General features: G+C 70.7%; 27 protein-coding genes and 1 riboswitch. Of the genes, 20 read left to right on the forward strand and 7 right to left on the reverse strand.

From position 1 onward, the window contains the following. Positions 1 to 61: 61 nt before the first annotated feature. The 13 genes from Q5722_RS00250 to gcvP all read left to right on the forward strand — a co-directional run bounded on the left by Q5722_RS00250 (position 62) and on the right by gcvP (position 12,482). A complete protein-coding gene (locus Q5722_RS00250) occupies positions 62 to 1,414 on the forward strand; it encodes a hemolysin family protein (protein WP_305026211.1) in 1,353 nt (450 codons plus the stop codon). Then, positions 1,411 to 2,448: a hemolysin family protein gene (locus tag Q5722_RS00255; RefSeq protein ID WP_305026212.1), complete on the forward strand. Its 1,038-nt coding sequence runs from the start codon at positions 1,411 to 1,413 to the stop codon at positions 2,446 to 2,448. The genes Q5722_RS00250 and Q5722_RS00255 overlap by 4 nt, the downstream gene beginning before the upstream one ends. Before the next feature lie 63 nt (positions 2,449 to 2,511). Beyond that, positions 2,512 to 3,111 carry a cardiolipin synthase ClsA gene (clsA, locus tag Q5722_RS00260; protein ID WP_305026213.1) on the forward strand — a complete coding sequence of 200 codons (600 nt, stop codon included), beginning with the start codon at positions 2,512 to 2,514 and terminating at the stop codon, positions 3,109 to 3,111. Next, positions 3,104 to 3,949 (forward strand): DUF881 domain-containing protein, encoded by an 846-nt coding sequence (locus Q5722_RS00265; RefSeq protein WP_305026214.1) that lies wholly within the window; start codon positions 3,104 to 3,106, stop codon positions 3,947 to 3,949. Before clsA ends, Q5722_RS00265 begins: the two co-directional genes overlap by 8 nt. Next, on the forward strand, positions 3,946 to 4,278 hold the full coding sequence (locus Q5722_RS00270) for a small basic family protein (protein WP_131584125.1): 333 nt from the start codon (positions 3,946 to 3,948) through the stop codon (positions 4,276 to 4,278). The genes Q5722_RS00265 and Q5722_RS00270 overlap by 4 nt, the downstream gene beginning before the upstream one ends. Continuing rightward, on the forward strand, positions 4,271 to 5,008 hold the full coding sequence (locus Q5722_RS00275; RefSeq protein WP_305026215.1) for a DUF881 domain-containing protein: 738 nt from the start codon (positions 4,271 to 4,273) through the stop codon (positions 5,006 to 5,008). The genes Q5722_RS00270 and Q5722_RS00275 overlap by 8 nt, the downstream gene beginning before the upstream one ends. A gap of 55 nt (positions 5,009 to 5,063) precedes the next feature. Beyond that, entirely contained in the window at positions 5,064 to 5,450 is a 387-nt protein-coding gene (gene gcvH, locus Q5722_RS00280) for a glycine cleavage system protein GcvH (RefSeq protein ID WP_369415003.1), read from the forward strand. 144 nt (positions 5,451 to 5,594) lie between these two features. Next, complete coding sequence (locus tag Q5722_RS00285; protein WP_305026217.1) at positions 5,595 to 6,092, forward strand: zinc-ribbon and FHA domain-containing protein; 498 nt, start codon at positions 5,595 to 5,597, stop codon at positions 6,090 to 6,092. A gap of 11 nt (positions 6,093 to 6,103) precedes the next feature. Continuing rightward, on the forward strand, positions 6,104 to 6,829 hold the full coding sequence (gene ftsR / locus Q5722_RS00290) for a transcriptional regulator FtsR (protein WP_305026218.1): 726 nt from the start codon (positions 6,104 to 6,106) through the stop codon (positions 6,827 to 6,829). A gap of 32 nt (positions 6,830 to 6,861) precedes the next feature. After that, positions 6,862 to 7,326 carry a bifunctional nuclease family protein gene (locus Q5722_RS00295; RefSeq protein ID WP_305026219.1) on the forward strand — a complete coding sequence of 155 codons (465 nt, stop codon included), beginning with the start codon at positions 6,862 to 6,864 and terminating at the stop codon, positions 7,324 to 7,326. Between the two features lie 226 nt (positions 7,327 to 7,552). Beyond that, a complete protein-coding gene (locus tag Q5722_RS00300) occupies positions 7,553 to 8,104 on the forward strand; it encodes a MerR family transcriptional regulator (RefSeq protein WP_305028304.1) in 552 nt (183 codons plus the stop codon). A gap of 76 nt (positions 8,105 to 8,180) precedes the next feature. Further along, positions 8,181 to 9,386: a low temperature requirement protein A gene (locus Q5722_RS00305; protein ID WP_305026220.1), complete on the forward strand. Its 1,206-nt coding sequence runs from the start codon at positions 8,181 to 8,183 to the stop codon at positions 9,384 to 9,386. 30 nt (positions 9,387 to 9,416) lie between these two features. Beyond that, positions 9,417 to 9,509: riboswitch (glycine riboswitch) on the forward strand. Between the two features lie 75 nt (positions 9,510 to 9,584). Next, on the forward strand, positions 9,585 to 12,482 hold the full coding sequence (gene gcvP, locus Q5722_RS00310) for an aminomethyl-transferring glycine dehydrogenase (RefSeq protein ID WP_305026221.1): 2,898 nt from the start codon (positions 9,585 to 9,587) through the stop codon (positions 12,480 to 12,482). A gap of 81 nt (positions 12,483 to 12,563) precedes the next feature. Here gcvP and Q5722_RS00315 read toward each other — a convergent pair whose 3' ends face one another. Beyond that, on the reverse strand, positions 12,564 to 13,778 hold the full coding sequence (locus tag Q5722_RS00315) for an SGNH/GDSL hydrolase family protein (protein ID WP_305026222.1): 1,215 nt from the start codon (positions 13,776 to 13,778) through the stop codon (positions 12,564 to 12,566). Between the two features lie 177 nt (positions 13,779 to 13,955). Between Q5722_RS00315 and Q5722_RS00320 the strand changes: the two genes are divergently transcribed. Further along, the gene (locus Q5722_RS00320; RefSeq protein ID WP_305026223.1) at positions 13,956 to 14,618 is read left to right on the forward strand and encodes a hypothetical protein; all 663 of its coding nucleotides are present in this window, start codon (positions 13,956 to 13,958) and stop codon (positions 14,616 to 14,618) included. A gap of 30 nt (positions 14,619 to 14,648) precedes the next feature. Here the strand turns inward: Q5722_RS00320 and Q5722_RS00325 are convergent, their stop codons facing one another. Beyond that, a complete protein-coding gene (locus Q5722_RS00325; RefSeq protein ID WP_305026224.1) occupies positions 14,649 to 16,031 on the reverse strand; it encodes a DNA recombination protein RmuC in 1,383 nt (460 codons plus the stop codon). A gap of 80 nt (positions 16,032 to 16,111) precedes the next feature. Here Q5722_RS00325 and Q5722_RS00330 point away from each other — a divergent pair, with 80 nt between their 5' ends. Then, entirely contained in the window at positions 16,112 to 16,540 is a 429-nt protein-coding gene (locus Q5722_RS00330) for an OsmC family protein (RefSeq protein WP_305026225.1), read from the forward strand. A gap of 3 nt (positions 16,541 to 16,543) precedes the next feature. Here Q5722_RS00330 and Q5722_RS00335 read toward each other — a convergent pair whose 3' ends face one another. Both Q5722_RS00335 and Q5722_RS00340 read right to left on the reverse strand, forming a co-directional pair. Further along, positions 16,544 to 17,194 (reverse strand): peptidylprolyl isomerase, encoded by a 651-nt coding sequence (locus Q5722_RS00335; protein ID WP_305026226.1) that lies wholly within the window; start codon positions 17,192 to 17,194, stop codon positions 16,544 to 16,546. A gap of 511 nt (positions 17,195 to 17,705) precedes the next feature. Beyond that, entirely contained in the window at positions 17,706 to 18,341 is a 636-nt protein-coding gene (locus Q5722_RS00340; protein ID WP_305026227.1) for an aggregation-promoting factor C-terminal-like domain-containing protein, read from the reverse strand. Between the two features lie 60 nt (positions 18,342 to 18,401). Between Q5722_RS00340 and Q5722_RS00345 the strand changes: the two genes are divergently transcribed. Both Q5722_RS00345 and Q5722_RS00350 read left to right on the forward strand, forming a co-directional pair. After that, positions 18,402 to 18,896 carry an asparaginase gene (locus Q5722_RS00345; RefSeq protein ID WP_305026228.1) on the forward strand — a complete coding sequence of 165 codons (495 nt, stop codon included), beginning with the start codon at positions 18,402 to 18,404 and terminating at the stop codon, positions 18,894 to 18,896. Between the two features lie 304 nt (positions 18,897 to 19,200). Beyond that, on the forward strand, positions 19,201 to 20,676 hold the full coding sequence (locus Q5722_RS00350; protein WP_305026229.1) for a glycosyltransferase family 39 protein: 1,476 nt from the start codon (positions 19,201 to 19,203) through the stop codon (positions 20,674 to 20,676). Here the strand turns inward: Q5722_RS00350 and Q5722_RS00355 are convergent. Together Q5722_RS00355 and Q5722_RS00360 are read right to left on the reverse strand one after the other, a co-directional pair. Then, positions 20,657 to 21,124, reverse strand: a complete 468-nt coding sequence (locus Q5722_RS00355; RefSeq protein WP_305026230.1) for a GNAT family N-acetyltransferase — start codon at positions 21,122 to 21,124, stop codon at positions 20,657 to 20,659. The two genes, Q5722_RS00350 and Q5722_RS00355, sit on opposite strands and share 20 nt — an antisense overlap. Next, positions 21,121 to 22,137 (reverse strand): zinc-dependent alcohol dehydrogenase family protein, encoded by a 1,017-nt coding sequence (locus tag Q5722_RS00360; protein WP_305026231.1) that lies wholly within the window; start codon positions 22,135 to 22,137, stop codon positions 21,121 to 21,123. Before Q5722_RS00360 ends, Q5722_RS00355 begins: the two co-directional genes overlap by 4 nt. A gap of 99 nt (positions 22,138 to 22,236) precedes the next feature. On the opposite strand from Q5722_RS00360, the gene Q5722_RS00365 reads away from it, so the two are divergent. Continuing rightward, the gene (locus tag Q5722_RS00365; protein ID WP_305026232.1) at positions 22,237 to 23,763 is read left to right on the forward strand and encodes a UDP-N-acetylglucosamine 1-carboxyvinyltransferase; all 1,527 of its coding nucleotides are present in this window, start codon (positions 22,237 to 22,239) and stop codon (positions 23,761 to 23,763) included. Positions 23,764 to 23,821: 58 nt separating this feature from the next. Here Q5722_RS00365 and Q5722_RS00370 read toward each other — a convergent pair whose 3' ends face one another. Then, on the reverse strand, positions 23,822 to 24,088 hold the full coding sequence (locus Q5722_RS00370) for a TFIIB-type zinc ribbon-containing protein (protein ID WP_305026233.1): 267 nt from the start codon (positions 24,086 to 24,088) through the stop codon (positions 23,822 to 23,824). An 81-nt stretch (positions 24,089 to 24,169) separates the two neighbouring features. Between Q5722_RS00370 and Q5722_RS00375 the strand changes: the two genes are divergently transcribed. Then, positions 24,170 to 24,928 (forward strand): glycerophosphodiester phosphodiesterase family protein, encoded by a 759-nt coding sequence (locus Q5722_RS00375; RefSeq protein ID WP_305026234.1) that lies wholly within the window; start codon positions 24,170 to 24,172, stop codon positions 24,926 to 24,928. Next, a complete protein-coding gene (locus Q5722_RS00380) occupies positions 24,925 to 26,256 on the forward strand; it encodes an MFS transporter (protein WP_305026235.1) in 1,332 nt (443 codons plus the stop codon). The genes Q5722_RS00375 and Q5722_RS00380 overlap by 4 nt, the downstream gene beginning before the upstream one ends. The last annotated feature ends 78 nt before the right edge of the window (positions 26,257 to 26,334 follow it).

Consider the following 26,334-nt stretch of genomic DNA (forward strand, 5'->3'; position numbering starts at 1 on the left):
AGGACAGTAGGGTGCGGGGTGTGAAGTCCGACCCAGAGGTCCGCGACCCAGGAGCCCGTCTGTGACCGCGTGGATCCTCCTCCTCGTCTCCCTGCTCCTCATCGCCGCCGCCGGCGCCTTCGTCGCCGCCGAGTTCGCATTCCTCACCGTCGACCGCGGCCAGGTCGACCGGCTCGCAGCGGCGGGTGACGGCAGCGCCAAGGGGGTCCAGACGGCACTGAAGTCCCTCTCGACCCAGCTCTCCGGTGCCCAGGTGGGCATCACCGTCACCAACCTGGCCATCGGCTTCCTCGCCGAGCCCGCCATCTCGGACATCGTCGACGCGCCCCTGCAGGCGGTCGGCCTGCCGGAAGGAGCGGTCGGACCGGTCGCGCTGGCCTTCGGCCTGACGCTGAGCACACTGCTGACCATGGTCTTCGGCGAGCTGGTGCCGAAGAACCTCGCCGTCGCGCGGCCGATGGGCACGGCCCGGGCCACGCAGCGCTTCCAGCGCACGTTCACGGCGGTCAACCGGCTCCCGATCTGGCTGCTGAACGGCTCCGCGAACGCCGTTGTGCGCCGCCTCGGCATGGAGCCGCAGGAGGAGCTGCGCTCAGCCCGCAGTCCTGCCGAGCTCCAGTCGCTCATCCAGCGCTCCGCCGACCAGGGCACGCTCGACGCCGACACCGCCGAGCTGATGGACCGGTCCGTGGAGTTCGGAGCGCGCACGGCCGGCGAGATCATGACTCCCCGGGTGCGCGTGCACAGCCTCGACTCGACCGACCGGGCGATCGCGGTCATCGAGCTGGCCCGCCAGACCGGCCACTCCCGCTTCCCCGTCTACGGCGAGGGCGACGAGGTGGTGGGCACGGTGCACGTGAAGCATGCGGTGGCCCTGCCGGTGCACGAGCGGTCCACGACCCGGGTGCGGCACATCATGGTGCGGCCGATCGTCGTCCCGGACTCGCTGCGCCTCGACCCCCTGCTCGCCCTGCTCCGCGGCGAGGGGTTCCAGCTCGCCGTCGTCCTCGACGAGTACGGCGGCCACGCGGGCATCGTCACGCTCGAGGACGTCGTCGAGGAGATCGTCGGCGACATCTCCGACGAGCACGACCGGCTCGGGGCCCGCGTCCACCAGCGTCGGGACGGCTCCTGGTCCCTGTCGGGCCTGCTCCGCCCCGACGAGGTGGAGGACGAGACCGGCATCGAGCTGCCCGAGCACGACGACTACGACACCATCGCCGGCCTCGTCCTGCGCACCCTCGGCCGCGTCCCGATGGCCGGCGACGTGGCCCTGGTCGACCTCACCGCCGACCCGGAGCGCCCCGCTGTCCGGCGTACCGCGCGGCTGCACGTCGAGCGCATGGACGGACGCCGGATCGACCGGATCCGGCTGAGCGTCGAGGAGACCGCGTCCGAGGGGGGCCACGCATGAGTGCCGTGCTCCTCGCCCTCGTCCTCCTCCTCGGCAATGCGTTATTCGTCGGAGCCGAGTTCGCCCTCGTGGCCGCGCGCCGCACCCAGATCGAGCCGAAGGCGGAGGCCGGCTCGGCGCTTGCCCGCACCACGCTCAAGGCGATGGAGAACATCTCCCTCGTCATCGGCGTCAACCAGCTCGGCATCACCGTGTGCTCGCTGGTGCTCGGCGCGGTGGGTGAGCCGGCCGTGGCCCACCTGCTCGAGCCCGTGCTGCACGCGGCCCACGTGCCGCACGACCTGCTGCACCCGGTGTCGTTCGTGGTCGCCCTGATGGTCGTCGTCTACCTGCACGTCGTCCTCGGCGAGATGATCCCGAAGAACATCGCCCTGGCCGGGCCCGACCGGGCCGCTCTCATCCTCGGGCCGGCGGTCTGGGGCTTCGTGGTCGTCCTGCGTCCGGTGATCGTCGTCGTCAACGCGTTCGCCGCCGGGGTCCTCCGGCTGGTCGGTGTCGAGCTCCAGTCGGAGGTCTCCTCGACCTACACGCGCGACGAGGTCGCCGCCCTGGTCGAGGAGTCACGCGGAGAGGGCCTCCTGGAGGAGGACGAGTACGGACGGCTCGCGGGTGCCCTCGGCTTCACCGAGCGGACGGTATCGGCGGTGGTCTTGGACCCCGACGGCGTGACGACGCTGCCCCGCGGTGCTGCCGCATCGGTCGTCGAGGAGCTGTGTGCCGCCACCGGCTTCTCGCGGTTCCCGGTCACCGGCGACGACGGGGACTGGGTCGGCTACGTCCACATCAAGGACGTCCTGGAGACCGACGAGGTCCGGCGGCTGCGCCCGATCGACGACAAGTGGATCCGTCCCTTCGCCAGCGTGCGGCCCGACGACGTGCTCCACGACGCGCTCGAGACGCTGCAGCGCCGGGGTGCGCACATGGCGCGCGTGGTCACCGACGCCGGCGAGGTGGTCGGCCTGGTCACGCTCGAGGACGTGCTCGAGGAGCTCGTCGGCGAGATTCGCGACGCGGCTCACCACGACGAGGACTGACCCCGACTAGGGTCATACCGACCAGTGCAACGCGCCACGACGAGAGCGACCGGCAGGGGAGACGTGCAGGCAGTACGACGCAGCAACCGGGTGCTCACGCTGCCCAACGCACTGAGCTTCGTGCGGCTCGCCGGCGTTCCCCTCTTCCTCTGGCTGCTGCTGGGGCCGCACGCCGACTGGTGGGCGCTCGCGGTCCTCGCCCTCGCTGGCGTGACGGACTGGGCCGACGGCTATGCCGCGCGGAAGCTCGACCAGCGCTCGGCACTCGGCGAGATCCTCGACCCCGTCGCCGACCGTCTCTACATCCTCGCGGTCGTGGTCGGCTTCGCGGTGCGTGACGTGGTCCCGTGGTGGGTCGCGGTGCTGCTGCCCGCACGCGACCTGTTCCTGTGGTGCCTTGTGCCGTTCCTGCGCCGGCGTGGATACAGCGCCCTGCCGGTGCACTTCCTCGGCAAGGCCGCCACCTTCAACCTGCTCTACGCCTTCCCGCTGCTCCTGCTCGGCCAGGGCGAGTCGGTCGGTGCGACGATGGCCAACGTGTTCGGCTGGGCGTTCGCCTGGTGGGGCATCACGCTCTACTGGTGGGCTGGTCTGCTCTACGCCTGGCAGGTGCGCAAGCTGCTCGCCTCGCCCGACCCGAGGGTGGCGCGCTCCGATGCCTGACCGCGCCCCGCTGCCGCCGCACGTCACGATGCCGCTGCTCGACGTCGTCATCCGCAACTCGCTCGACGTCGACTACCAGCACGTGGCGGAGGTCCGGAAGGCGGCAGGCGGTTCCGGGGCAGAGGGCCCGCGGCGCTGGCGTTCCGCAGCCGTCGTCGCCGTGTTCGGCCTGCTCCTGGTCGTGGCCGCCGTGCAGACGCGTGCCTCGGCGGGTGCCGACGCGCTGGCACGGGACGAGCTCGTACGCCAGATCGACCTCAAGCGCGACGGCCTCCGTGACGCCAACCGCCAGATCGGTGACCTGCAGGACCAGATCGCGTCCCTGACGACGCGCCAGCAGTCGCTCACGCACACCGAGAACTCGCTCGCCGCCCGCAACGACGAGGTGGGCGCGCTCGCGGGCTACCACGCCGTGCACGGCGGGGGAGTGAAGGTGACCCTCGACAACGCGGCCGACGGCTCGTCCGACGGCGTGGTCCGCGACGAGGACCTGGCCACGCTCGTCGACGGGCTCTGGGCCGCAGGTGCCGAGGCGATCGCCATCAACGGCATCCGGCTGACCGTCACCACCGGCATCCGCACGGCCGGCAGCGCGATCCTCGTGCACGACCGCGCGCTCCGGCCGCCGTACGTCCTGCAGGCGGTCGGCAACGTCAACACCCTGCAGAGCCGCTTCGTCGAGACCTCGTCCGGCATCGACTTCCTGGGGCTCCGGTCCCGGTTCGGCTTCGTCTTCGCCATGAACAACCAGACCAACCTGCGTCTCCCGGCAGCCGCACGCCCCGACCTGGTGCGGGCGAAGCCGGTGGACGCCAAGACCGAGGAGGTCGCCCCGTGATCGCTGTCCTGGGACTCCTGGCCGGCGTCGTCGTCGGACTGCTGCTCAAGCCCGATGTCCCGACGCCGTTCGTGCCGTACCTGCCGATCGCCGTCGTCGCCGCGCTCGACGCGGTCTTCGGCGCCCTCCGGGCATTCCTGGACGGCATCTTCGACGACAAGGTCTTCGTCGTCTCGTTCGTCAGCAACGTGCTGATCGCGGCCGCGATCGTGTTCCTCGGGGACAAGCTCGGCGTGGGTGGGCAGCTGACGACCGGTGTCATCGTCGTCCTCGGCATCAGGATCTTCTCCAACGCCGCGGCCATCCGGAGGCACGTCTTCCATGCCTGAGGAGCAGCAGGACAACGCGCGCGACCGGATCCGCACCTCGTTCTTCGGTCGCCCCGGCCGGGGGCACTGGATCGTGGCAGGACTCCTGTTCGTGCTCGGCTTCGCGGCGGCCACGCAGGTGGCGAGGCAGTCCACCGACGACCTCAGCGGGCTGCGGCAGACCGACCTGGTCCGCGCCTTCGACGGACTGGCCGCGAGCACGGAGAGGGCCGAGAAGGAGATCGACCGCCTCAAGAGCGACCGTGACCGCCTGAAGACGAGCACGAGCAGCCGGGAGACGGCCGTCGACCTGGCCAGGCAGGAGGAGACCGCACTGGGCATCCTCTCCGGCACCGTCGCCGCACACGGTCCCGGCGTGCGGATCACGATCACGGACCCTGACTCGAAGGTGAGCGCCGCGATCCTCCTCGACATGGTCCAGGAGCTCCGCGCGACGGGCGCCGAGGCGATGGAGTTCAACGACCGCGTGCGGGTCGTCGCGCAGACCTCCTTCGAGGACTCCGCCGAGGGCATCCGTGTCGGCGGCGAGCTCGTCACGGCGCCCTATGTCATCGACGTGATCGGCGAGTCGTCGGCGCTCGAGGGCGCCCTCGACTTCCCGTTCGGCCCCGTCGAGCGGGTCGAGGACGCGGGCGGCACGCTGACCACGACCAAGGACGACGACATCGTCGTCGACGCGGTCGTGCCGGTCGGCGAGCCCAAGTTCGCCCAGCCTGATACCGACCGCTAACCTGCCCGTGAAACCGGCCCCGCATGATGGTGCGGACTACTCCCGAGGAGTCGCAGTGATCCCCGACGACCTGAAGTACACCAGCGAGCACGAGTGGGTCCGGACTCCGGGCGAGGCCGCCGGTTCGGTGCGCGTCGGCATCACCGACTTCGCCCAGGACGCGCTCGGCGACATCGTCTACGTCTCGCTCCCGGAGGTCGGCGACACGGTCGAGGCGGGTGCCGCGATCGGCGAGCTCGAGTCGACCAAGTCCGTCTCCGACGTGTACTGCCCCGTGGCCGGCGAGATCGTTGCGCGCAACGAGTCCCTCGAGGCGACCCCCGAGCTCGTCAACTCCGACCCGTACGGTGAGGGCTGGCTCTTCGAGGTCGTCCCGTCCGACCCGTCGCACGTCGACGGACTGCTCGACGCCGCGGCCTACGAGGCAACGCTCCAGGGCTGATCGAGCCCGCGCGGAGCCGAGCCAGGCCCGGCTCCGCCGAGGCCATGACGGCCAGCAGCGCGAAGCGTTGCCGGGCTGATACGTTGAAGGCAGTACCCTCGACCTCCCGTTGAGGGTGATGCCGGATCAGGGAGGGTGGCAGAGATGCCCTATTGCACGAACTGCGGTCACCAGAACCCCGCCGAGGCGCGGTTCTGCTCCCAGTGCGGCACCCGTCTGGCGCCCTCGGCTGCCCCGGCTGCGGAGAGCGCGAGCGAGACCACGGCGACGATCACGTTCGATGCGGCTGAGCGCGGCATCGGTTCGGCGGAGTCGGCGGCCGTCGACGCCCTGCCCGAGGGCCAGGCGCTCCTCGTCGTCCAGCGGGGTCCGAGCGCTGGCTCGCGCTTCCTCCTCAACGCCCCCGTCGTCACGGCCGGCCGCCACCCTGACAGCGAGATCTTCCTCGACGACGTCACCGTCTCCCGACGCCACGCGGAGTTCCGCCGCGAGGGCTCGGCCTACACCGTGTCCGACGTGGGCTCACTCAACGGCACCTACGTCAACCGCGACCGCATCGACTCCGTCACCCTGCAGGACGGCGACGAGGTCCAGATCGGCAAGTACCGCCTGGTCTTCTTCGCCGGTCACGCCGAGGCCTGAGCATGGGGGCGATGCCGGGAGCATCCGCCGCCGCGCGGATGAACATCGGGCAGGTCCTCGACCTGCTCCGTGACGACTTCCAGGTCACGATCCCCAAGATCCGCTTCCTCGAGGCGGAGGGGCTGATCAAGCCCGAGCGCACGGCGTCCGGCTACCGCAAGTTCTCCCACGGCGACGTGGAACGGTTGCGCTACATCCTGAAGATGCAGCGCGACCACTACCTGCCGCTGAAGGTGATCGGGGAGCACCTCGACGCGATCGACCGCGGCCTCGAGCCCCCGCCGATCGCTGCAGTGGTCCCGACCGTCCCGACGGTCGCGCTCGCCCCCGACGGCATGCCCAGTGCCGAGTCCTTCCAGCAGCGCGGTGACGTGCGCGTGTCGCGCAAGGAGCTGGTCAAGATCGCCGGCATCTCCGAGGAACAGCTCGCCGAGCTCGAGCAGTTCGGCCTGGTGCGCCCGCGCACGGGCACCAGCCTGTACGACGACGATGCGCTGCTGATCGCACGCACGGCGGCCGAGCTCGCCGAGTTCGGCATCCAGCCGCGACACCTGCGTGCGTTCAAGGCTGCTGCCGACCGCGAGGTCGGCCTGGTCGAGCAGGTCACGGCACCTCTTCGGAACGGCCGCGACGCCGCCGCATCCGCACGTGCGGACGAGGCCGCCGCCTCGGTCGCCGCGCTCTCCGTCCGGCTCCACGCGACGCTGGTCAAGAGCGGCCTGCGCCGTAGCCGCTGACCCGTCTCGGCTGCGCGGGTAGTGTGGTTGACGTGCACGAGGTCGACGTCGTCGGAGTGAGGGTCGAGATGCCCTCCAACCAGCCCATCGTGCTGTTGCGCGAGGTGGCGGGGGACCGCTACCTGCCCATCTGGATCGGTGCGGTCGAGGCGACGGCGATCGCGTTCGCCCAGCAGGGTGTCGTGCCGCCGCGCCCCCTGACGCACGACCTGCTGCGCGACGTGATCGCCAGCACCGGCAACGCGCTGACCGAAGTCCGCATCACCGAGATGCGTGACGGCATCTTCTACGCCGAGCTCGCGTTCGAGTCCGGGGTCGAGGTGAGCGCGCGGCCGTCCGACTCCATCGCGCTCGCGCTGCGTACCGGCGCGCGGATCGTCTGCGCCGAGGAGGTCCTCGCCGAGGCGGGCCTCGCCGTGCCGGAGGAGCAGGAGGACGAGGTCGAGCGGTTCCGGGAGTTCCTCGACCATGTCACCCCCGAGGACTTCGAGGGCTGAGCCCGCCCGGGCAGACCCTCACGTTCAACTTGAGGGTGAGACACGCCGGGGTGTCGCGTTGACCCGGTCCGTGAGCCGCCTTACCTTTGAGTGTCTTCGTTGTAACTCCACCGCTGTGGTCCCCACCACCTGCGGACCTTCCCCCGGGAGTTGCGTTGGACGGAGCGAGACGACGGAGGTCGACGTGGAGCTGAACGAAGGTGTGAAGGACACCGCCGCTGCCGAGATGGCAGCCGGCGAGGCCGAAGAGCAGGGGCTGCTCTTCACCGACGACGTGTCCCCGCTGCCCAGCGACCAGGGCTACCGCGGCCCGACCGCGTGCAACGCCGCCGGCATCACCTACCGGCAGCTCGACTACTGGGCGCGCACCGGCCTCATCGAGCCGAGCGTCCGGGGCGCGTCGGGCTCGGGCACGCAGCGCCTCTACTCCTTCCGCGACATCCTCGTCCTCAAGGTCATCAAGCGACTCCTGGACGCCGGCATCTCGCTGCAGCAGATCCGTACCGCAGTGACGCAGCTGCGTGAGCGCGGCACCGAGGACCTGACCCGTGTGACGCTGATGAGCGACGGCGCCTCGGTCTACTACTGCACCAGCAACGACGAGGTCATCGACCTCCTCCAGGGTGGGCAGGGCGTCTTCGGCATCGCGATCGGCGGCGTCTGGCGCGAGATCGAGGGCACGCTCGCCGAGCTGCCCAGCGAGCGTGCCGAGGACTCGGCCCCCGCTGCCAACGCCAACGACGAGCTCGCCGCTCGCCGCGCCCGCAAGATCGGCTGACCTCCGCCGACTCCCGCGTCGTCCTGACAGACGGCCCGCACCCCGCCGGGGGAGCGGGCCGTTAGTCTTTCCAGCCATGGAGCGCACCGAGGAACACCAGTCCGCCACACCGCTCGAGCTCTTCTTCGACCTGGTCTTCGTCTTCGCTCTCACGCAGGTCACGGCGTTCATGGCCCACCCGGATCCGCTGCGCTGGCTGGCGGTCGCGCAGGGCATGTTGGTGCTGGCGCTCTTCTGGTGGGGCTGGGTCGGGTACTCGTGGCTGTGCAACCTGGTCCGCGCGGACGAGGGGGAGATCCGGCTGATCCTCATGCTGGCGATGGCGGTGATGTTCCTCGTCGCCCTGGCGATCCCCGAGTCGTTCCACGACCTCGACGGTGGTCTCTCGGGTCCGTACGTGATCGCGGCAGGCTACTTCGCCTTCCGGATCACGCACCTGCTGCTGTTCTGGGCCTACGCCCGTGACGACGCAGGCCTGCAGCGCCAGCTGATCCGGTTCTTCCCGACGATCATCCTCAGCACCGGCTTCCTGGTGCTCGGTGCCGTCACCCACGACGAGGTGCATCGCACCCTCTTCTGGGTGGGGGCGGTCGTCTCCGACTACGGCGGCACGTTCCTCGGAGGTGCGAGCGGCTGGCGGCTCCGCTCCGCTGGCCACTTCGCCGAGCGTCACGGTCTGATGGTCATCATCGCTCTCGGCGAGTCGATCGTCGCGATCGGCGTCGGCACCAACGAGCTCCCGATCTCGTGGCCGATCGTGGCCGCCGCCGTCGCCGGCATCGCCCTCGCGGCCGGCCTGTGGTGGCTCTACTTCGACATCAGCGCGATCAAGGGCGAGGAAGCCCTGGCCGCGGTGCTCCGGGAGGGCCGGTCGGTCTCCCTCGCCCGCGACGCCTACTCGCTGCTCCACCTGCCGATGATCGCGGGCATCGCCCTGCTCGCGCTCGGCCTCAAGAAGGCGATGGCGTACGTCGGCGACCCGGCGCACCACGACCTCTCCGAGCCGCTCGGGACGATCGCGGCGGCAGCCCTGTTCGGTGGTGTGATGGTGTACCTGCTGGCGCACATCGGCTTCAAGCTCCGCACGCTCCGGACGTTCAGCAAGCCCCGCGCCGGGCTCGTCGTCCTGGTCGCCGTCGGGTGGGCCGTCTCCGGCGACGTACCCGCGCTGGCACAGGTCGTGATGCTCGCGGTCCTCGTCTGGCTGCTGGCCGGCTTCGAGACGGTCCGGTACGCCGAGGAGCGGGCGCGCGTCCGGCACGCCGGTCACGCCCATTCCTGAGCCGCTCCTGAGGTAACCTTGCCCCGCTGCTGACACCGCGCGGGAGAGTCTCCGCGTCAGCGGAGCGCCGAAGGGGCAATTCCTCCCCGGAACCTCTCAGGCGCCAGGGACCGTGCGGACTGAGGCAACTCTGGAGCGCTTTGCACCGGCGTGACAGAGGGGGAGGCGAGACCGACCCGTCCCGTGGGGACGCTTCCGATGGAGATCGCCTTGACCGACCTGCCCAGCCTGCACGACCTCGATCGCGCGCTGCCCTTCGTCGACCGCCACATCGGTCTGACGCCGTCCGACATCGAGTCGATGCTCGCGACGCTGGGCCACGACACGCTCGAGGGCCTGATGGACGCCGCCGTCCCGGCCGGCATCCGGCCCGCTGCGGACCTCTCGCTGCCGCCGGCGATGACCGAGGCCCAGGTCGGCGCACTCGCGCGCGAGCTGGCCGGCCAGAACTTCCCGGGCGAGCCGCTCATCGGCCTCGGCTACCACGCGACGATCACGCCGCCGGTGATCCGGCGCAACGTGCTCGAGGACCCGTCCTGGTACACCGCGTACACGCCGTACCAGCCGGAGATCTCGCAGGGCCGCCTCGAGGCCCTCCTCAACTTCCAGACGATGATCGGCGACCTCGCGGGCCTGCCGGTCGCCAACTCCTCTCTGCTCGACGAGGGCACGGCTGCTGCCGAGGCGATGACCCTCGTGCGCCGCGCCAACCGCAAGGCCGCGGGCCCGTTCGTCGTCGACGCCGACGCCCTGCCGCAGACCATCGAGGTCGTTCGCACCCGCGCCGAGGCGATGGGTATCGACGTGGTGGTCGCCGACCTGACGCAGGGGCTTCCGGAGGGCACGGTCTGCGGGACGCTCATCCAGTACCCGGGTGCCTCCGGTCGCGTGCTCGACCCGCGCGCCGTCATCGAGGCCACCCACGCACAGGGCGGCCTCGCTGTGGTCGCGGCGGACCTGCTGGCCCTCACCCTGCTCGAGGCGCCGGGTGCGCTCGGTGCGGACGTGGTCGTCGGCTCGTCGCAGCGCTTCGGCGTCCCGCTCTTCTACGGCGGCCCGCACGCCGGCTACATGGCGGTCGCGAAGGGCCTCGAGCGCCACATGCCGGGTCGTCTCGTCGGCGTCTCCATCGACTCCGAGGGCCGTCCGGCGTACCGCCTGGCACTCGGCACGCGCGAGCAGCACATCCGCCGCGAGAAGGCGACCTCCAACATCTGCACCGCACAGGTGCTCCTGGCCATCACCGCCTCGATGTACGCCGTGTACCACGGCCCGGCGGGCCTGACCGCGATCGCGACCCGCACCCACCGCTACGCCGCCGTCATCGCGGCCGGCCTGAAGGCGCTCGGCTACACGCTCGGCTCTGAGACGTTCTTCGACACGCTCACCGTCGCGACCCCGGGCCGCGCCGAGGCGGTCGTGAAGGCCGCCCGTGCCGCGGGCCTGCACCTGCGCCTCGTGGACGCCGACACGGTCGGCCTGTCGACCTCGGAGGCGACCACGCACGAGACGGTCGAGAAGGTGCTCGCCGCCTTCGGGCCGACCGTCGAGGGCACCACCGCCCTCGACCTGGACGAGCTCGACCGCACGACGCCCGATGCGCTGCCCGACGAGCTCGGGCGCCGGACGGCGTTCCTCACCCACGAGGTGTTCCACACGCACCGCAGCGAGACCCAGATGCTGCGCTACCTGCACAAGCTCTCGGCGCGCGACTACGCCCTCGACAAGGGCATGATCCCGCTCGGCTCCTGCACGATGAAGCTCAACGCGACCGCGGAGATGGAGCCGATCTCGCTCCCGGGCTTCGCCGACCTGCACCCGTTCGTCCCGGCCGAGGACGCGCAGGGCTACCACCGCCTGGTCGCCGAGCTGGAGGGCTGGCTGGCCGAGGTCACCGGCTACGCAGGGGTCTCCATCCAGCCGAACGCCGGCTCGCAGGGCGAGCTCGCCGGCCTGCTCGCGATCCGCGCCTACCACCTCGCCAACGGCGACACCCACCGTGACGTCTGCCTGATGCCGGCCTCGGCCCACGGCACCAACGCTGCGTCGGCCGTCATGGCCGGCATGCGCGTGGTCGTGGTCAAGTCCAACGACGACGGCACCGTCGACCTCGACGACCTGCAGAAGCAGTGCGACGAGCACTCCAACGACCTCGCCGCGATCATGGTGACCTACCCCTCGACGCACGGCGTCTATGAGGAGGGCATCACGCAGCTCTGCGAGATCGTCCACAGCCACGGCGGCCAGGTGTACGTCGACGGAGCGAACCTGAACGCCCTGCTCGGCCACGCCCGCCCGGGTGAGTTCGGCGGAGATGTCTCGCACCTCAACCTGCACAAGACCTTCTGCATCCCGCACGGCGGCGGCGGTCCCGGCGTCGGCCCCGTGGCGGTCGGCGCGCACCTCGTGCCGTACCTCCCGACGCACGCCCAGCACCCGCTGGCGGAGAAGCGCTCCGGTATCGGTCCGATCAGTGCTGCGCCGTACGGCTCGGCCGGCATCCTGCCGATCTCGTGGGCCTACGTCCGCCTCATGGGGGCTGCCGGCCTGACGAAGGCCACCGCGACCGCGGTGCTCTCCGCCAACTACGTCGCGGCCCGGCTCGAGGAGCACTACCCGGTGCTCTACAAGGGCGAGAACGGCCTGGTCGCGCACGAGTGCATCCTTGACCTGCGTGGCATCTCCAAGGAGAGCGGCGTGACCGTCGACGACGTCGCCAAGCGCCTGATCGACTACGGCTTCCACGCGCCGACGATGTCGTTCCCGGTGGCCGGCACGCTCATGGTCGAGCCGACCGAGTCGGAGGACCTGGCCGAGCTCGAGCGCTTCATCGACGCGATGATCGCCATCCGCGGCGAGATCGCGAAGGTCCAGGCGGGGGAGTGGAGCCACGACGACAGCCCGCTGGCCCGTGCCCCGCACACGTCCCGGTCGATCGTCGGCGACTGGGAGCGTGCCTACTCCCGCGAGGTGGGCGTCTTCCCGACCGGCATCGACCCGGACAAGTACTGGCCGCCGGTCGGTCGCATCGACAACGCCTACGGCGACCGCAACCTGGTCTGCGCGTGCCCGCCGCCGGAGGCCTTCGCCGACTGAGCGACGCGACTGAAACGTGAGACGGGCCTTGTGCCGGGGAATCCCGGCACAAGGCCCGTCTCGGCGTCGGGGAGCAGTCGCTCAGCTGAGCGTCATGTTGGGCTCGCCGTAGGCGTTGAGGCCGTTGGCCCCTCGGACACAGGTGCCTCCGCGGGGCGTGCCGCCGTTGTATGCCTGGGCCACACAGTTGGAGAGCGCTCCCTGACCCCAGTAGTTCGGGTGCAGGGACTCCTGGATGTAGTAGTTGCCGGTCGCCGTGGCCGTGCGGATCGTGTTGATCCACTCCGTCTGGTCGACGGCGCCCGGGGACTGCCAGCTGCTCAGTCCCTTCTCCTCGAGCAGGCCGACCGTGTTCTCGCAGAGGCGGCGTCCGTTGAACGCGTTGCTGAGGTTGAGGGTCTTCACGTTGGTCAGCCCGGCGTCGGTGGCTGCGCCGAAGACCGCGTTGTTGATGGTCGGGAGGAGGGTGCCGTTGGCGTAGTCGGCGTCAGCGTTCCAGAAGCCGCAGCCACCGGTGCTCTGCCGGGTGTAGCCGCTCTCGGCGTAGCGGATCCCCGTGCCGTTGGGGAGTGGCGACATGTAGTTCTGGACCAGCAGCGTCCAGCTGTTGTCTGCATATCCGGCGTTCTGCATGGCCGTGCGGATGTTGAGGAACGCGTTCTTGATCGCGGCCCGGCGGGCGGTGACGTTGGAGGCGGCCATCGCGCTGGTGACGATCGAGTCGTCCTTGCAGTAGTCCTTCCAGAGGTACGAGGAACCGAGGAAGTCGGTCACGCACTGCTGGACGATGCCGGCGAAGTTGAAGTCGTTGCCGCCGATGGAGACCGCGACCATCTTGACGTTGTGGGTGCTGGCGAAGTTCTGCAGCATGAGCGCCTGGCCCTGGCCGGCAGAACCGTTGTAGAAGTCGAGGCCGGGCTTGAAGTTGCCGCTGCTGTCCGAGGCCACGGTCGCGGTCTTGGCGCCGGAGCACGCCAGGTTCGCCGAGTTCACGCCGCGTCCGATGTTGATCTCGGCGGTCCACGCGCGGTGGCAGCGGTTGATCACCTCCGCGGTGTGGCTGGCGTTGTCGAAGTACGTCGTGCTGCCACCGGCGTCGTGGAGCGACTCTCCGTTGTTGGTGTTCCCAGCCCAGCGGCCGGCTTCACCGGAGATGTAGGAGTCGCCGACGGAGACGATCCACGGGGATCCGACCCCGGGGCCGTCCGCCATCGCGGGGGAGGGGACCGCGGCCAGTCCGGCCACGACGATCGAAGCAGCCCCGCATGCGGTGGCCACTGCTCGGGTGAGACGCATCAACAGCTCCTGGGGTGTGACGAGGATTACATCCGCAAGATACTGACGAGTAGCCTCCCTGCATAGAGGTTGGACGTCCAAGGTTTCCGCTGTGGCTTTCGCCCGGAATCGGCACAACTGGGCTTCCCGATCCGTCTATCCTTCTGCTGGGAAATCGCGGGAGGAGCGACGACAGCGGTGGACGAGAAGCGCTGCGAGTGGTGTGGCACGTTGTCGCCTGTCGACGCCGTGAAGTGCACCCTGTGCCGGATCCCGTTCGGCGCGCCCGTGCCGCCGCCGCAGGACTGGAGTCACCTGACGGGCAACATCCCGGTGATCACTGCGCCGCTCCTGGAGACGCCGGCCGCGCCGAACGTCGCCGTCCCGAGTCCCGCGCCCGCTGCTGATGCGGCCGCGACGCCCATGCCGGCGACCGTGCCGGTCGCAGCGCCGGCGGCCATGCCGGGTGTCGCGGCCACGGCGACGTCTCAGGTGTCGGATTCGCAGGCGCCCGCCTCGGCCGGCTCCGCCGCGCAGCCTGCCGCCGCTGCCTTCCAGCAGCAGAGCCCACCTGCACTGCCCACTCAGCGGGTCGCTGCCGAAGCCGTCGTGGGTGCGGCGGCCGTCGACAGGCCGGACGACATGGCACTCCCCGGTTGGCGGGCTCCCGATGACCCGACGCTGCGCGTCTTCGCGGACAAGCTCGAGGAGCGTGAGCGTCGTCGCCGAGGTGCAGCCCGGTCGTCCGCCCGACGTTCCCGGGGTCGGCGTCGCGCCGCGAGGCTGCTCGTGTGGCTGCTGGGCATCGGTCTGATCACGGCGTTCCTGCTGCTCGCACCCGCGCGCCTTCCCGGCTTCTGACGGTCGCAGTCGGGGCCGGGGCTTCCCGGATCAGCCGGTGGCGCTGGAGTCGTCGACCACTTCTGCGTCCACCGCGTCATCGACGTGCAGGGGAAGCTCGTCTCGTGCGACGTCGCGGAGCGCCTCGAAGTCGGCGGCCACGATCCGCTTCGGGGTCTTCTCGATGAGCGTGGGGGAGGGGAGGAGCTTCGCCTCGTCCACCTGGTCGAGCTTGCGGGCCGTGACGAGCACGCGCGACTCCAGCGAGCTGGCGAACGAGTTGTAGTGGTTGACCGCGCTCTCGAGCGAGCTGCGCATCTTCTCGGCGTGGCCCGCAAGCGTGCAGATGCGCCGGTAGAGCTCCTGGCCGAGGTCGAAGAGGCGCTTCGCGTCCTCCGTGAGGACGTCCTGGCGCCACGTGTAGGCGACCGTCTTCAGGACCGCCCAGAGGTTGGCGGGCGTGGCCAGCACGACGCCCTTGGCGAATGCGTACTCCATCAGCGAGGGGTCGACCTCGAGGGCAGCGTTGAGGAGCTGCTCGTTGGGGATGAACGCAACCGTGAACTCCGGGCTCGCGTCGAGGCCGGTCCAGTAGCTCTTGCCGGACAGGGCGTCGACGTGGCCGCGGATCTTCCGGGCGTGGTCGACCAGCAGGCGGTGGCGCTCGGCCGGGTCGGCCGATGACCGGAACGCCTCGACGAAGGAGGTGTACGGCGCCTTGGCGTCGACCGCCATCTGCTTGCCGCCCGGGAGGTTGACGACCATGTCGGGACGACGTGCGCCCGAATCGGCGGTGATGGACGCCTGGGTGGTGAAGTCGACGCGGGGGAGCAGGCCTGCGGACTCGACCAGCGTCTTGAGCTGGGTCTCGCCCCAGTATCCGCGGGTGGCGTTGTTGCCGAGGGCAGAGGCGAGGGTGTCGGCCGCCTTGCGGGACTCCTCGGCGGTACGCCGGGTGGTGCGCAGCTGCTCGGCGAGCTCGCCGTGCTGGAGCGCACGCTGCTGCTCGAGCTCGTCGACCTTGCGCTGCATCGCGAGCAGTTGCTGAGCCACGGGCGCGAGGGTCTTCAGGACCTGGGTCTGGCCGGCCTCGGCCCGCTGGCGCTCGGCCTGGTCACGACGCTGGCTCTCGAGCAGCGCCTGGTGGTCGTCGCGTGCCGTCACGAGCGCCTGCTGGAGCCGGGCGACCGTGTCGCGCAGGCCGGCGACGGTCGCCTCGGCGTGGGCCACCTCGGCCTGGAGGGTCGCGCGGACCTCGGCCTCCTCGTGGCGGATCGCGGCGATCTCCGCCCGGTGGTGGGCGGCCGCGACCTCGGGGTCCTCGACGACGGGCGTGGGGAGGGCGGCAGCCGCGGCATCCAGCCGCACACGGGCCGCGAGCCAGCCCAGGGCCGCACCGACGAGAAGTCCGAGGAGGAGTCCGATCAGGAGCATGTGCCCATCCAAACAGCGACCTCCGACAGAACCCTGCGCACACGCCGGGTGCCGCCGGACGGCGCGCGTAGTCTCGGCCCATGAGTGACACGCATCGTGAGGTCGGGCTGGAGAAGATCGGTCCCGCGCGGTTCAGGGCCACCAATGCGCGCGGGGGCGTGATCACCCTTGGCGGGGGAGACGACCCGGACTTCACGCCGGTCGAGCTGCTCCTCGCAGCGCTCGCGGGCTGCGCCGCGGTCACGGTGGATCCCATCACGGCGCGCCGCGCGACGGCGACGGTGTTCCGCGTGGCGGCTATGGGAGAGAAGGTGCGCGACGAGGTCGGCACCCGCATGCAGAACCTGACCGTGACCTTCGATGTCGAGTTCCCGGAGGGCCCGGAGGGAGATGCTGCACGCGCGATCCTCCCGTCGGCCATCGCACGCACCCATGACCGGCTCTGCACCGTCAGCCGGACGGTCGAGACGGGAGAGCGGGTTGTGATGGGTGTGGCGACAGGACGGTGAGGGCTACTTGATCGAGGAGATGTCGACGGCGGGTGAGGGCGCCACGCCGTCGGGTCCGTTGCCGCCCTTGTTGATCTTCGCCAGGACCTTGAGGCCGGCGGGATCGACTTTGCCGAAGACCGTGTACTGCGCCTGAAGCGGGTAGTCCGCAACCATCATGAAGAACTGCGACCCGTTGGTGTCCGGCCCCGCGTTCGCCATGGCGAGGGTGCCCAGCGGGTAGGTCTCCTTACCGGTGAGCTCGTCGGGGAAGGAGTAGCCGGGGCCACCCATGCCGGTGGCGGACGGATCGCCGCACTGGACCATGAAGTCGTTGATGAAGCGGTGGCACGTCGTCTTGTCGTAGTAGCCCTGGCGTGCGAGCGACACGAAGGAGTTGACGGTGCAGGGAGCAGCATCGGCGTCGAGGGTGACCGGAATGTCGCCCTGGCTGGTGTGGATCGTGAGGTGCTGGGCGCCCTTCACGGTCGGCTCCGATTCCGGCAGGGTCGCCGGCTTTGCCGCCTGCCCGGACTTGGCGTAGGTGCACGTGGAGTCGGCCGTGGGCTGTGCGGCCGGAGCGCCGTCGGCGTCCTTGCTCGCGCCGCACGCGCTCAGTGCGGCAGCCGGGATCAGAAGCAGCGAGGCGGCGCCCAGCGCCGTACGGGTCAGCATGCGGGCGACTGTAGCCGGGAGGGGGAGGAAGGGTTGGAGGAGCTCACGGCCACACGGAATGACATAATGTCCATTATCGGAACTGTGCCGGGAGTCGGCGAGAGGGGCTTCCCCGGCCCGCATGTCGCCGATCTCCCTGCCGTTCTCCGTGCACAGCCGGCGTGTGTGGCGTTCGTGTGCGCGTCCGCTCCGTCGTGACCGCTCGTGCGGTCGCTGTCGGCGCCATCCGCGCGTCCTTCGTGCCGTCTCGCTGCCTCCGTTGAGCCGAGCCCGTCGCCATGGCCATCCGGTTCGCCCGAAGCCGCTCTGACAGCACCCGCTCAGAACGGCCTGCACGGAACCTGTCCGGGACGGCGGCGCGGCACGCGCTCAGAACGGCGCTCACGCAACTCGCCTGGAGAGCTCGTCGAAGTCGCGACACCCAGGAGGCGGCGTCCGTCGACAGCCGACCTCCGACGGCCGTCGAACCTCCGCTGTCGGCACCGGCCAGCAGCCACAGGTTGACGTAACGTCAGTACCAGCCGAACTTCTCCGAGTGCGCCCACGCGGCGTGCGGACTTCCGTACCGCGCTCCGATGTACGCCAGGCCCCACCGGATCTGGGTCTCCGGGTTGGTCCTCCAGTCCGGACCGACGGCGGCCATCTTGCTCGCGGGCAGGGACTGGGGAATCCCGTACGCGCCGGACGAGCGGTTCTCGGCCACCTGGCTCCAGCCGGACTCGCGCTGCCAGAGCGCATCCAGCGCGGGCCACTCGGAAGCGGGCCACCCGAAGTCGAGGAGCAGGTGGTAGCCGAGCGCCCGGTTGGTGCCCGGCTGGACGCTCGTCGGTGCCGGCACGGAGCCGCCGCCGGCTGCCAGGTTCTGCGCGATGCGCTCGGCGGTGTTCGCCAGCTGCCGCATGATGTCGCCGTCGGACACGCTCATGCGGGCCTGCGTCATCGCCGACAGCTGAGCCGGGGTCAGGGTCCGGTCCTGCCCACGGGAGACCGCCGTGCGCTGGGAAGGCGTCGGCGACGCCGAGGCCGTCGCCGGCCGCGAGGCAGGTCCACTCCCCTGGGCCGGCGCGGCCGTCTCGAAGAGGGGTTCGCAGGCGGTGAGCACCATGCAGGCAGACGCGATCACAAGTGCGGCCCGCCGTGTCCTCATGCCGCGACGCTAACCCAGGGCGGCCGCCCGGCGGGAGGCTTCGCTCGGTATCGTCGCCGCATGCCGCACATCCACGTCCTCGCCACGGGCGGAACGATCGACAAGGTCTACTCGCTCTCGGGTGAGCTCGAGATCGGTACGCCGGCGGTCGAGACGTTGCTCGCTCCGGTGCTCACCGACCTGACGTACGACGTCACCCCGGTGCTCGCCCTCGACAGCCTCGACATGACCGACGCGGACCGGGTCGTGCTGTGCCAGGCGGTCGACGCGTTGCCGGGGCGTCACGTCGTGATCACGCATGGCACCGACACCATGCCGGAGACCGCGGCCTTTCTGGATGCGCACCTGGCGGCTGCGGACCAGACGGTCGTGCTGACCGGCGCCATGCGGCCGTCGGCGATGGCCAGCAGTGACGCGGCGTTCAACCTCGGCGCGGCTTTCACGGCAGTCCAGCTCCTCCCGGCCGGCGTGCACATCGTGATGAGCGGCCGGGTCTTCTCCGCCGGGAAGGTCGCCAAGGACCGCGAGCGCGGGGTCTTCGTCGACCAGCCGTGACGGATTTCTGACAACTGCCCAGAAACTCACGTCATGTCCTCGCGTGGCCCCCGTCTCACCGGTGTCGGACACGTCAGAGGAGCAGGTCATGTGGGACACCGTCGAGGAGAGCACCGTCCACCTCGCACACGATCGTCCGTGTACGGGATGCGGGCACGCCGTGCACGTGTACCTGCCGTGTGACCTGTGCAGCTGCACTCCCCCGGACGTTCCCGGCGCGACCCGCTTCTGAGGCCGGCTCCCGACCGGTCCGGTTCACGAGTTCGTCATGAACCGGACCGTCGACGTCCGTACGCTCGCGTGCGTGGACCGTAGGACCCGCCTCCTGTACGCCGGCGCCGGACTGGCCGCGCTCTCCGCGGCGGTGGCGCGCCTTCCCTTCGTCGACGGCGTCGCGAGCCACGACGAGGCCGGCTTCCTGGTCCTCGCCCGCCAGTGGAAGCCCGGCAGCAGCCTGTACGGCGACTACTGGGTCGACCGGCCGCCCCTGCTCCTGCTCCCCTACCGTCTTGCCGACTCCCTCGCCGGGGTCGTCTTCCCGGTCACCGCCCTCCGCCTCTTCGCCTGCGCGGTCGTGATCGTCACGGTCCTGCTGACGGCGGCGACGGCGCGGAGGGTGGCCGGCCCGCGGGCGGTCCTTCCCGCGGCCCTCGTGGCGGCGGTGCTGCTGGCCAACCCGCGCAGCGGCGCGCAGGTCGTCGACGGCGAGCTCCTGGCCGCACCGCTCGTGGCCCTCGGGGTCTGGGCCTGGACGGGCGCTCTCCGCGCTCACCCGGTACGCCGCGGGCTGCTGGCCGGCGCCGCGGCCGCCTGCGCGGTCCTGGTCAAGCAGAACATGATCGACGTCGGTGTCTACGCCGTCGTGCTCCTCCTGCTGCTCGTGCTGCGGCGGCCCGATCTCCGGGCCGACCTCCGGACGGTCGCGGGCAGGGCGGTCCCGGCTGCCGCGGCCGGAGCCTCGGTCGCACTCGCGGTCGTGCTGGGCTACGCGGTCCACGCCGGCACCGATCTCGGCGCCCTCTACGACGCGATGTTCCCCTTCCGGGTCGAGGCGCACGCCGCCGCGGCGCGCATGTCCGTGGCGAACGGTCGGCCCGGCGAGCTCGTGCGGGTGGCGGTTCTGTGCGGGTTGCTGCCCGTCCTCGCCTGGGTGGCGCTCGTCCTGCGGCGCAGGCTCCTGGAACCGGCCCCCATGGCGCTCGTCGTCGTGCTCGTGTGGGACCTGGTCTCCGTCATCGCCGGTGGCGGCTACTGGACGCACTACCTCGTCCAGGCGGTCGTGCCCCTGTCGGTGCTCGCGGGCGTCGCCGGCGCAGCCGCATCCGAGCGGCGCCCGGTGACGCGGGTCGCGTGCGCGCTGGCCGCCGTCGTCCTGGTGGGCTCAGTGGTGCCGGGCCTCGCCTACGCGGTGCGGCACCCGATCCACTCACCGGAGATGCGTGTCGGCCGGTCGATCGCCGCGGTGGCTGCTCCCGGCGACACGGTCGTCAGCCTCTACGGGAGCCCGGAAGTCCTCCTCGGCACGGGACTGGAGTCGCCGTACCCGTACCTGTGGATCCTGCCGCTGCGGGTGAAGGACCCCGATCTCGCCGACCTGTCGGCGATCCTCGGCGGTGACGATGCGCCGACCTGGGTCGTGGTGACCAACGAGCCTGGCCGGATGGACCCGGTCCTCCGGGCCCGCTACCGCGATCTCGGCGACATCTGTGGGGTCGACGTACGGCTGCTGGCATCGGTGACGCGGCCGACGCCGACCTGCGTCAGACCGCGCGGGTCATGAAGACGGAGTGGGGATCCGGCACGTAGTCGGCGAACGGCGGGCACTCCACGAAGCCGTGCCGCGCGTAGAGGCGCCGGGCGGGAGCGAAGTAGTCCTCGACCCCGGTCTCGAGGGAGACGCGGGCAGCGCCACGGCGTGCGGCCTCGGCCAGCAGGTGCAGCAGCATCGCGGCACCCGTGCCCCGGCCGCGGTGCTCACGGACCGCCCGCATCGACTTGATCTCCAGGTGGCCGTCGCCGAGGTCGCGCAGTGCGCCGCAGCCGAGCAGGGTGCCGTCGTCCCAGGCGCTGTAGAAGGTGATGTCGGGTGCGCGCAGGGCCTCGAGGTCGAGCGCGTGGACCGAGTCCGCCGGCGAGGTGGCGTACATGTCGGCGAGGTGCTCGGCGAGCAGGGCCTGCACCTCTCCCCCACTGAGGTCGTCGGCGCGGATCTGCAGGCGCTCGCTCACGGCTGCAGCATCACCTTGATCGCCCGGCGCTCGTCCATCGCCTCGTAGCCGGCTGCGACCTCGTCGAGGGGCAGGGTCAGGTCGAAGACGCGGCCGGGGTCGATCGCGCCGTCGAGGACGAGTGCGAGCAGCTCGGGCAGGTACTTGCGGACCGGCGCCATGCCACCGGCCAGGCCCACGTTGCGGCCGAACATCGTCGAGACCGGCAGCACCACGCCGTGGGGTACGCCGACGAACCCGACGGTCGAGCCCGGACGGGCTGCGTGGAACGCGGTCTTCATCGAGTCGTCGGTGCCCACGCACTCGAGCACCGAGTCGGCGCCCGCTCCGCCGGTGAGCTCGAGGACCGCCGCCGTCGCCTCCTTGCCGCGGACGGCGACGATGTCGGTGGCACCGAACGCCGTCGCGATCTGCTGCCGCGGCGCGTGGCGCGACATCGCGATGATCCGGTCGGCGCCGAGCTGCTTCGCGGCCAGGACGCCGCAGAGGCCGACCGCGCCGTCGCCGACGACCACGGCCGTCCCGCCCGGGCGGACCCCCGCGGACACCGCGGCGTGCCAGCCGGTCGGCATCACGTCGGCCAGGGCCAGCAGCGACGGGACCAGGGACGCGTCCGGGGTGCTCGGGACCTTCACGAGGGAACCGTCGGCCTGCGTGACGCGGGCGTACTCCGCCTGGCCGCTGACGGTGAAGCCGAGGTTGACGCAGGCGGACTGCATGCCGGCGGCGCAGTGCACGCAGGTGTTGTCGCAGTGGTCGAAGGGGACGACGACGAAGTCGCCGACCCGGATGTCGCGGACGTCGCTTCCGACCTCCTCGACGAGGCCGATGCACTCGTGGCCGATCGTGTTGCCCGCGACGATCGGGTTCTCCCCGCGGTAGGGCCACAGGTCCGAGCCGCAGATGCAGCCGGCGACCACCTTCACGATGGCGTCCGTGGGCTTCTCGATGCGGGGGTCCGGGACCTCCGAGAGACGGATGTCGCGGGTGCCGTGGATCGTCGTTGCGCGCATGGTGCGATCCTTGCACGGGGCTGCTCGCGCCCGCGCTCCTCCGGCGCGTCCCGCGTGACCTTCCGTTGACGTATCTCATATCTGAGATACCTTGGATGCATGACCGAGGACTACCTGGGACGCATCGGCAACCTGATCCGCGACGCGCGGAAGCACCGTGGCCTGACGCAGCAGCAGCTCGCTGACCTGCTCGGGACCAGCCAGTCGGCCGTCAACCGGATCGAGAAGGGCCACCAGAACCTCTCCCTGGAGATGCTGGCCCGCATCGGTGCCGCTCTCGACTCCGAGATCGTCTCCCTGGGAGCCGGCCCGACGCACCTGCGGATCACGGGTCCGACGAAGCTCTCCGGCACGATCGCGGTGAAGACCTCCAAGAACGCCGGCGTCGCGCTGCTGTGTGCCTCCCTGCTCAACAAGGGCCGGACGACGCTGCGCAAGGTCGCTCGCATCGAGGAGGTCAACCGGCTGATCGAGGTGCTCGAGAGCCTCGGCGTGCAGACCCGCTGGCTCAACGAGGACAACGACCTCGAGATCATCCCGCCGGCCACGCTGGACCTCTCGAACATCGACGAGGCCGCTGCGCGTCGTACCCGCTCGGTGATCATGTTCCTGGGCCCGCTGCTGCACCGCGAGGACGAGTTCGCCCTCCCCTACGCCGGCGGCTGCAACCTGGGTGAGCGCACTGTCGAGCCGCACCTGTCGGCCCTGCGCCCGTTCGGCCTGACGGTGAAGACCACCGACGGCTCCTACAACGCCAGCGTCAACCGGGCCATCGAGCCGGGCAAGCCGATCGTCCTCACCGAGCGCGGCGACACCGTCACCGAGAACGCGCTCATGGCGGCCGCCCTCCACCCGGGCACGACGGTGATCCGCAACGCCTCCTCCAACTACATGGTCCAGGACCTCTGCTTCTACCTGCAGAAGCTGGGCGTCACGGTCGAGGGTGTCGGCACCACGACGCTGACCGTCACGGGTCTGCGCGAGATCGACGTGGACGTCGACTACGCGCCGTCGGAGGACCCGATCGAGGCGATGTCCCTGCTCGCGGCGGCCATCGTGACGGAGTCGGAGATCACCATCCAGCGCGTGCCCATCGAGTTCATGGAGATCGAGCTCGCCACCCTCGAGGAGATGGGGCTGCGCTACGACGTCTCGGCGGAGTACCTCGCCGAGAACGGCCACACGCGCCTGGTCGACCTCACGCCGAAGCCGTCCCGGCTGCGCGCGCCGCTGGACAAGATCCACCCGCTGCCGTTCCCGGGTCTCAACATCGACAACCTGCCGTTCTTCGCGGTCATCGCCGCGGTGGCCGAGGGGCAGACCCTGCTGCACGACTGGGTCTACGAGAACCGCGCGATCTACCTGACCGAGCTCACCAAGCTCGGCGGCAACGTGAAGCTCCTCGACCCGCACCGCGTGCTCGTGGAAGGCCCCACGCACTTCTCCGGCACCGAGATCGTGTGCCCGCCGGCGCTGCGCCCGGCCGTCGTCATCCTGCTGGCGATGCTGGCCTCGAAGGGCACGAGCGTGCTCCGGTCGACGTACGTCATCCACCGTGGCTACGAGGACCTCGCCGAGCGGCTCAACGAGCTCGGCGCCAACATCGTCACCTTCCGCGACATCTGACCGGATGCACGACGAGCCCGTCACGACCCTGGTCGTGGCGGGCTCGACTGCGTGTGGGTCAGTCGAAGAGCGTGGCGATCCACGCCTGGGCGCGCGGAGGCCGCGGCGGAGGCGCCGTCATGTCGGCGGTGATCCGCGGGATCGCCATGGTGTGCCGGCCGTCGGACTCGTGCCACGCACGCTCGGCGTCGATCAGCTCGGCCAGCTCGTAGCGCGCCAGGAAGATGCCGTGCCCGTCCGGGCACTGCTGGATCTCGATGCGGCCCACGCCGCGCTGCACCATCCCTGCGCCACACCGGGGGCAGGCCATCGACTCCGCGTCCATGGAGCGAACCTACTCCCCCGATGCCCTGTTTTGAGCAGGTCGCACCATGGCGCGTCACGGGTTCTTTGCCACGATGGCTGCATGATCCCGTTCGCGCACCGTGGCGGCGCCCTCCACCCGGAGCTCGAGGGCCTCGAGAACACGCTGGCCGCCTTCCGCCACGCCTATGCGTTGGGCTACCGGCACCTGGAGACGGACGTCCACGTGACCCGCGATGGCGTCCTGCTCGCGTTCCACGACGAGCGGCTGGACCGGGTCACCGACCTGACCGGTGCCCTCGCCGACCTGACGTACGCCGAGGTCCGCACGGCCCGCGTGGGCGGCCGCGAGCCGGTGCCGACGCTGGCCGACCTGGTCGACGCCTTTCCCGAGGCCAGGTTCAACATCGACATCAAGTCGCGCCGTGCAGCGGCTCCCCTGGCGCGCTTCCTGACGGACCGCGGCGTGGAGGATCGCGTCATGGTCGGCTCGTTCTCGCCTGCCGCGCTGCGCGAGTTCCGGCGGCTCACGCGTGGCGCGGTGCCGACGTCGGCCCATCCCCTGGAGGTGGCGGCGTTCCTCGCCTCCCCGAGCGGGCGGGTTGCCGGGCGGCTGACGATGGGGCGCCCACGGGCCCTGCAGGTGCCGGTGCGGCACGGGCGCGTCCGTGTCGTCACGCGTCGGTTCGTCGAGAAGGCACACGCGGCCGGACTCGAGGTCCACGTCTGGACGGTGGACGACCCGGCGGAGATCCGCAGGCTCCACGAGCTCGGCGTGGACGGGATCTTCACCGACCGCACCGACCTCCTGCGTGACACGTTGACCGAGCTGGGCCTGTGGCACTCCGTGGAGGACTCATGAGCACGTTCGCCGACCTGCGCCCCCTGGAGCGGGCCCGCGAGCAGCGGGCGTGGTACTTCTACGACTGGGCCAACTCCGCCTTCGCCACCACCGTGCTCGGCGCCCTGTTCGCGCCGTACCTGATCGCCGTGGCCGAGGACGCGGTCGGCGAGCACGGCCGCCTGCACCTGCTCGGCCTGGCCATCGCGCCCGGAGCGCTGCCGTCGTACACGATCACCGTGTCGACCCTGCTGGGGGCCGTCCTCTACCCGCTCGTCGGTGCCGTCGCGGACCGCAGTGCCCGCAAGCCCGGGATGCTCGCGGGGTATGCATGGCTCGGGTCGGGTTCGGCCGCTCTCCTCTTCTTCCTCACCCGCGACACGGTCTGGCTCGGCGTGGTCGCCTTCCTCGTCGCGAACCTCTCCTTCGGCGCCTCGATCGTCATCAACGACGCGATCCTCCCGCTCATCTCCGAGGAGCACGAGCGTGACCGGGCCTCCTCGACGGGTTGGGCCTACGGCTACGCCGGGGGCGGACTGCTCCTGGCCATCAACTTCGCCATGGTGAAGTTCCACGACGGGATCGGCCTCACGGAGTCGATGGCGGTGCGCCTGAGCCTGCTCTCCGCAGCGGCGTGGTGGGCGGCGTTCACCCTCATCCCGTGGCGAGGGATCCGCCGGCACGCTCCGGTCGACGTGGAGCGGGTCGAGGGCGGCGTGCTGCACCGCTCGTTCGGCCAGCTCGCACACACGCTGCGCGACCTGCGGAACTACCCGGTCGCCGTGACCTTCCTCGTCGCCTACCTCTTCTTCAACGACGGCATCCAGACCGTGGTCGCGTCGGCGTCGACGTTCGGGGTGGAGGAGCTCGGCTTCGCGACGGGCGACGTGCTGCTCGCCTATCTGGTCGTCCAGTTCGTCGCGGTCGGTGGTGCCATCGGGTTCGGGCGGCTGGCGGCACGCGTGGGAGCGAAGCGGACGGTGCTCACCGGCATCGGCGGCTGGATCGTCATCGTGACGGTGGCGCTGGTCGTGCCCGACCGCAACTTCCCGGCCTTCCTCGCGCTGGCCGCAGCGATCGGCATCGTGCTCGGGGGCACGCAGGCGCTGGCGAGGTCCTACTTCACGCTGCTGATCCCGCGCGGAAAGGAGGCGGAGTACTTCAGCTTCTACCACGCGATGGACCGGGGCACCTCGTGGCTCGGCACGCTGACGTTCGGCCTCGTCTACCAGCTGACCGGGTCCTACCGCCCTGCCATCTTCGCGCTGATCGTGTTCTTCGTGGTGGGTGGCGCCCTCCTCGCGCGGGTCGACACCGCGCGCGGTATGCGGGACGCTGGAACCGTCTGACGACTCGGGCCGGTCGGGGAATCCTTGCCCGTGCCCGTACGTTTGATGACAACGACACCAACTGGTGTCGGCTCCTCG

The organism is Nocardioides jiangxiensis, assembly GCF_030580915.1.
In the GTDB taxonomy this organism is placed as follows: domain Bacteria; phylum Actinomycetota; class Actinomycetes; order Propionibacteriales; family Nocardioidaceae; genus Nocardioides; species Nocardioides jiangxiensis.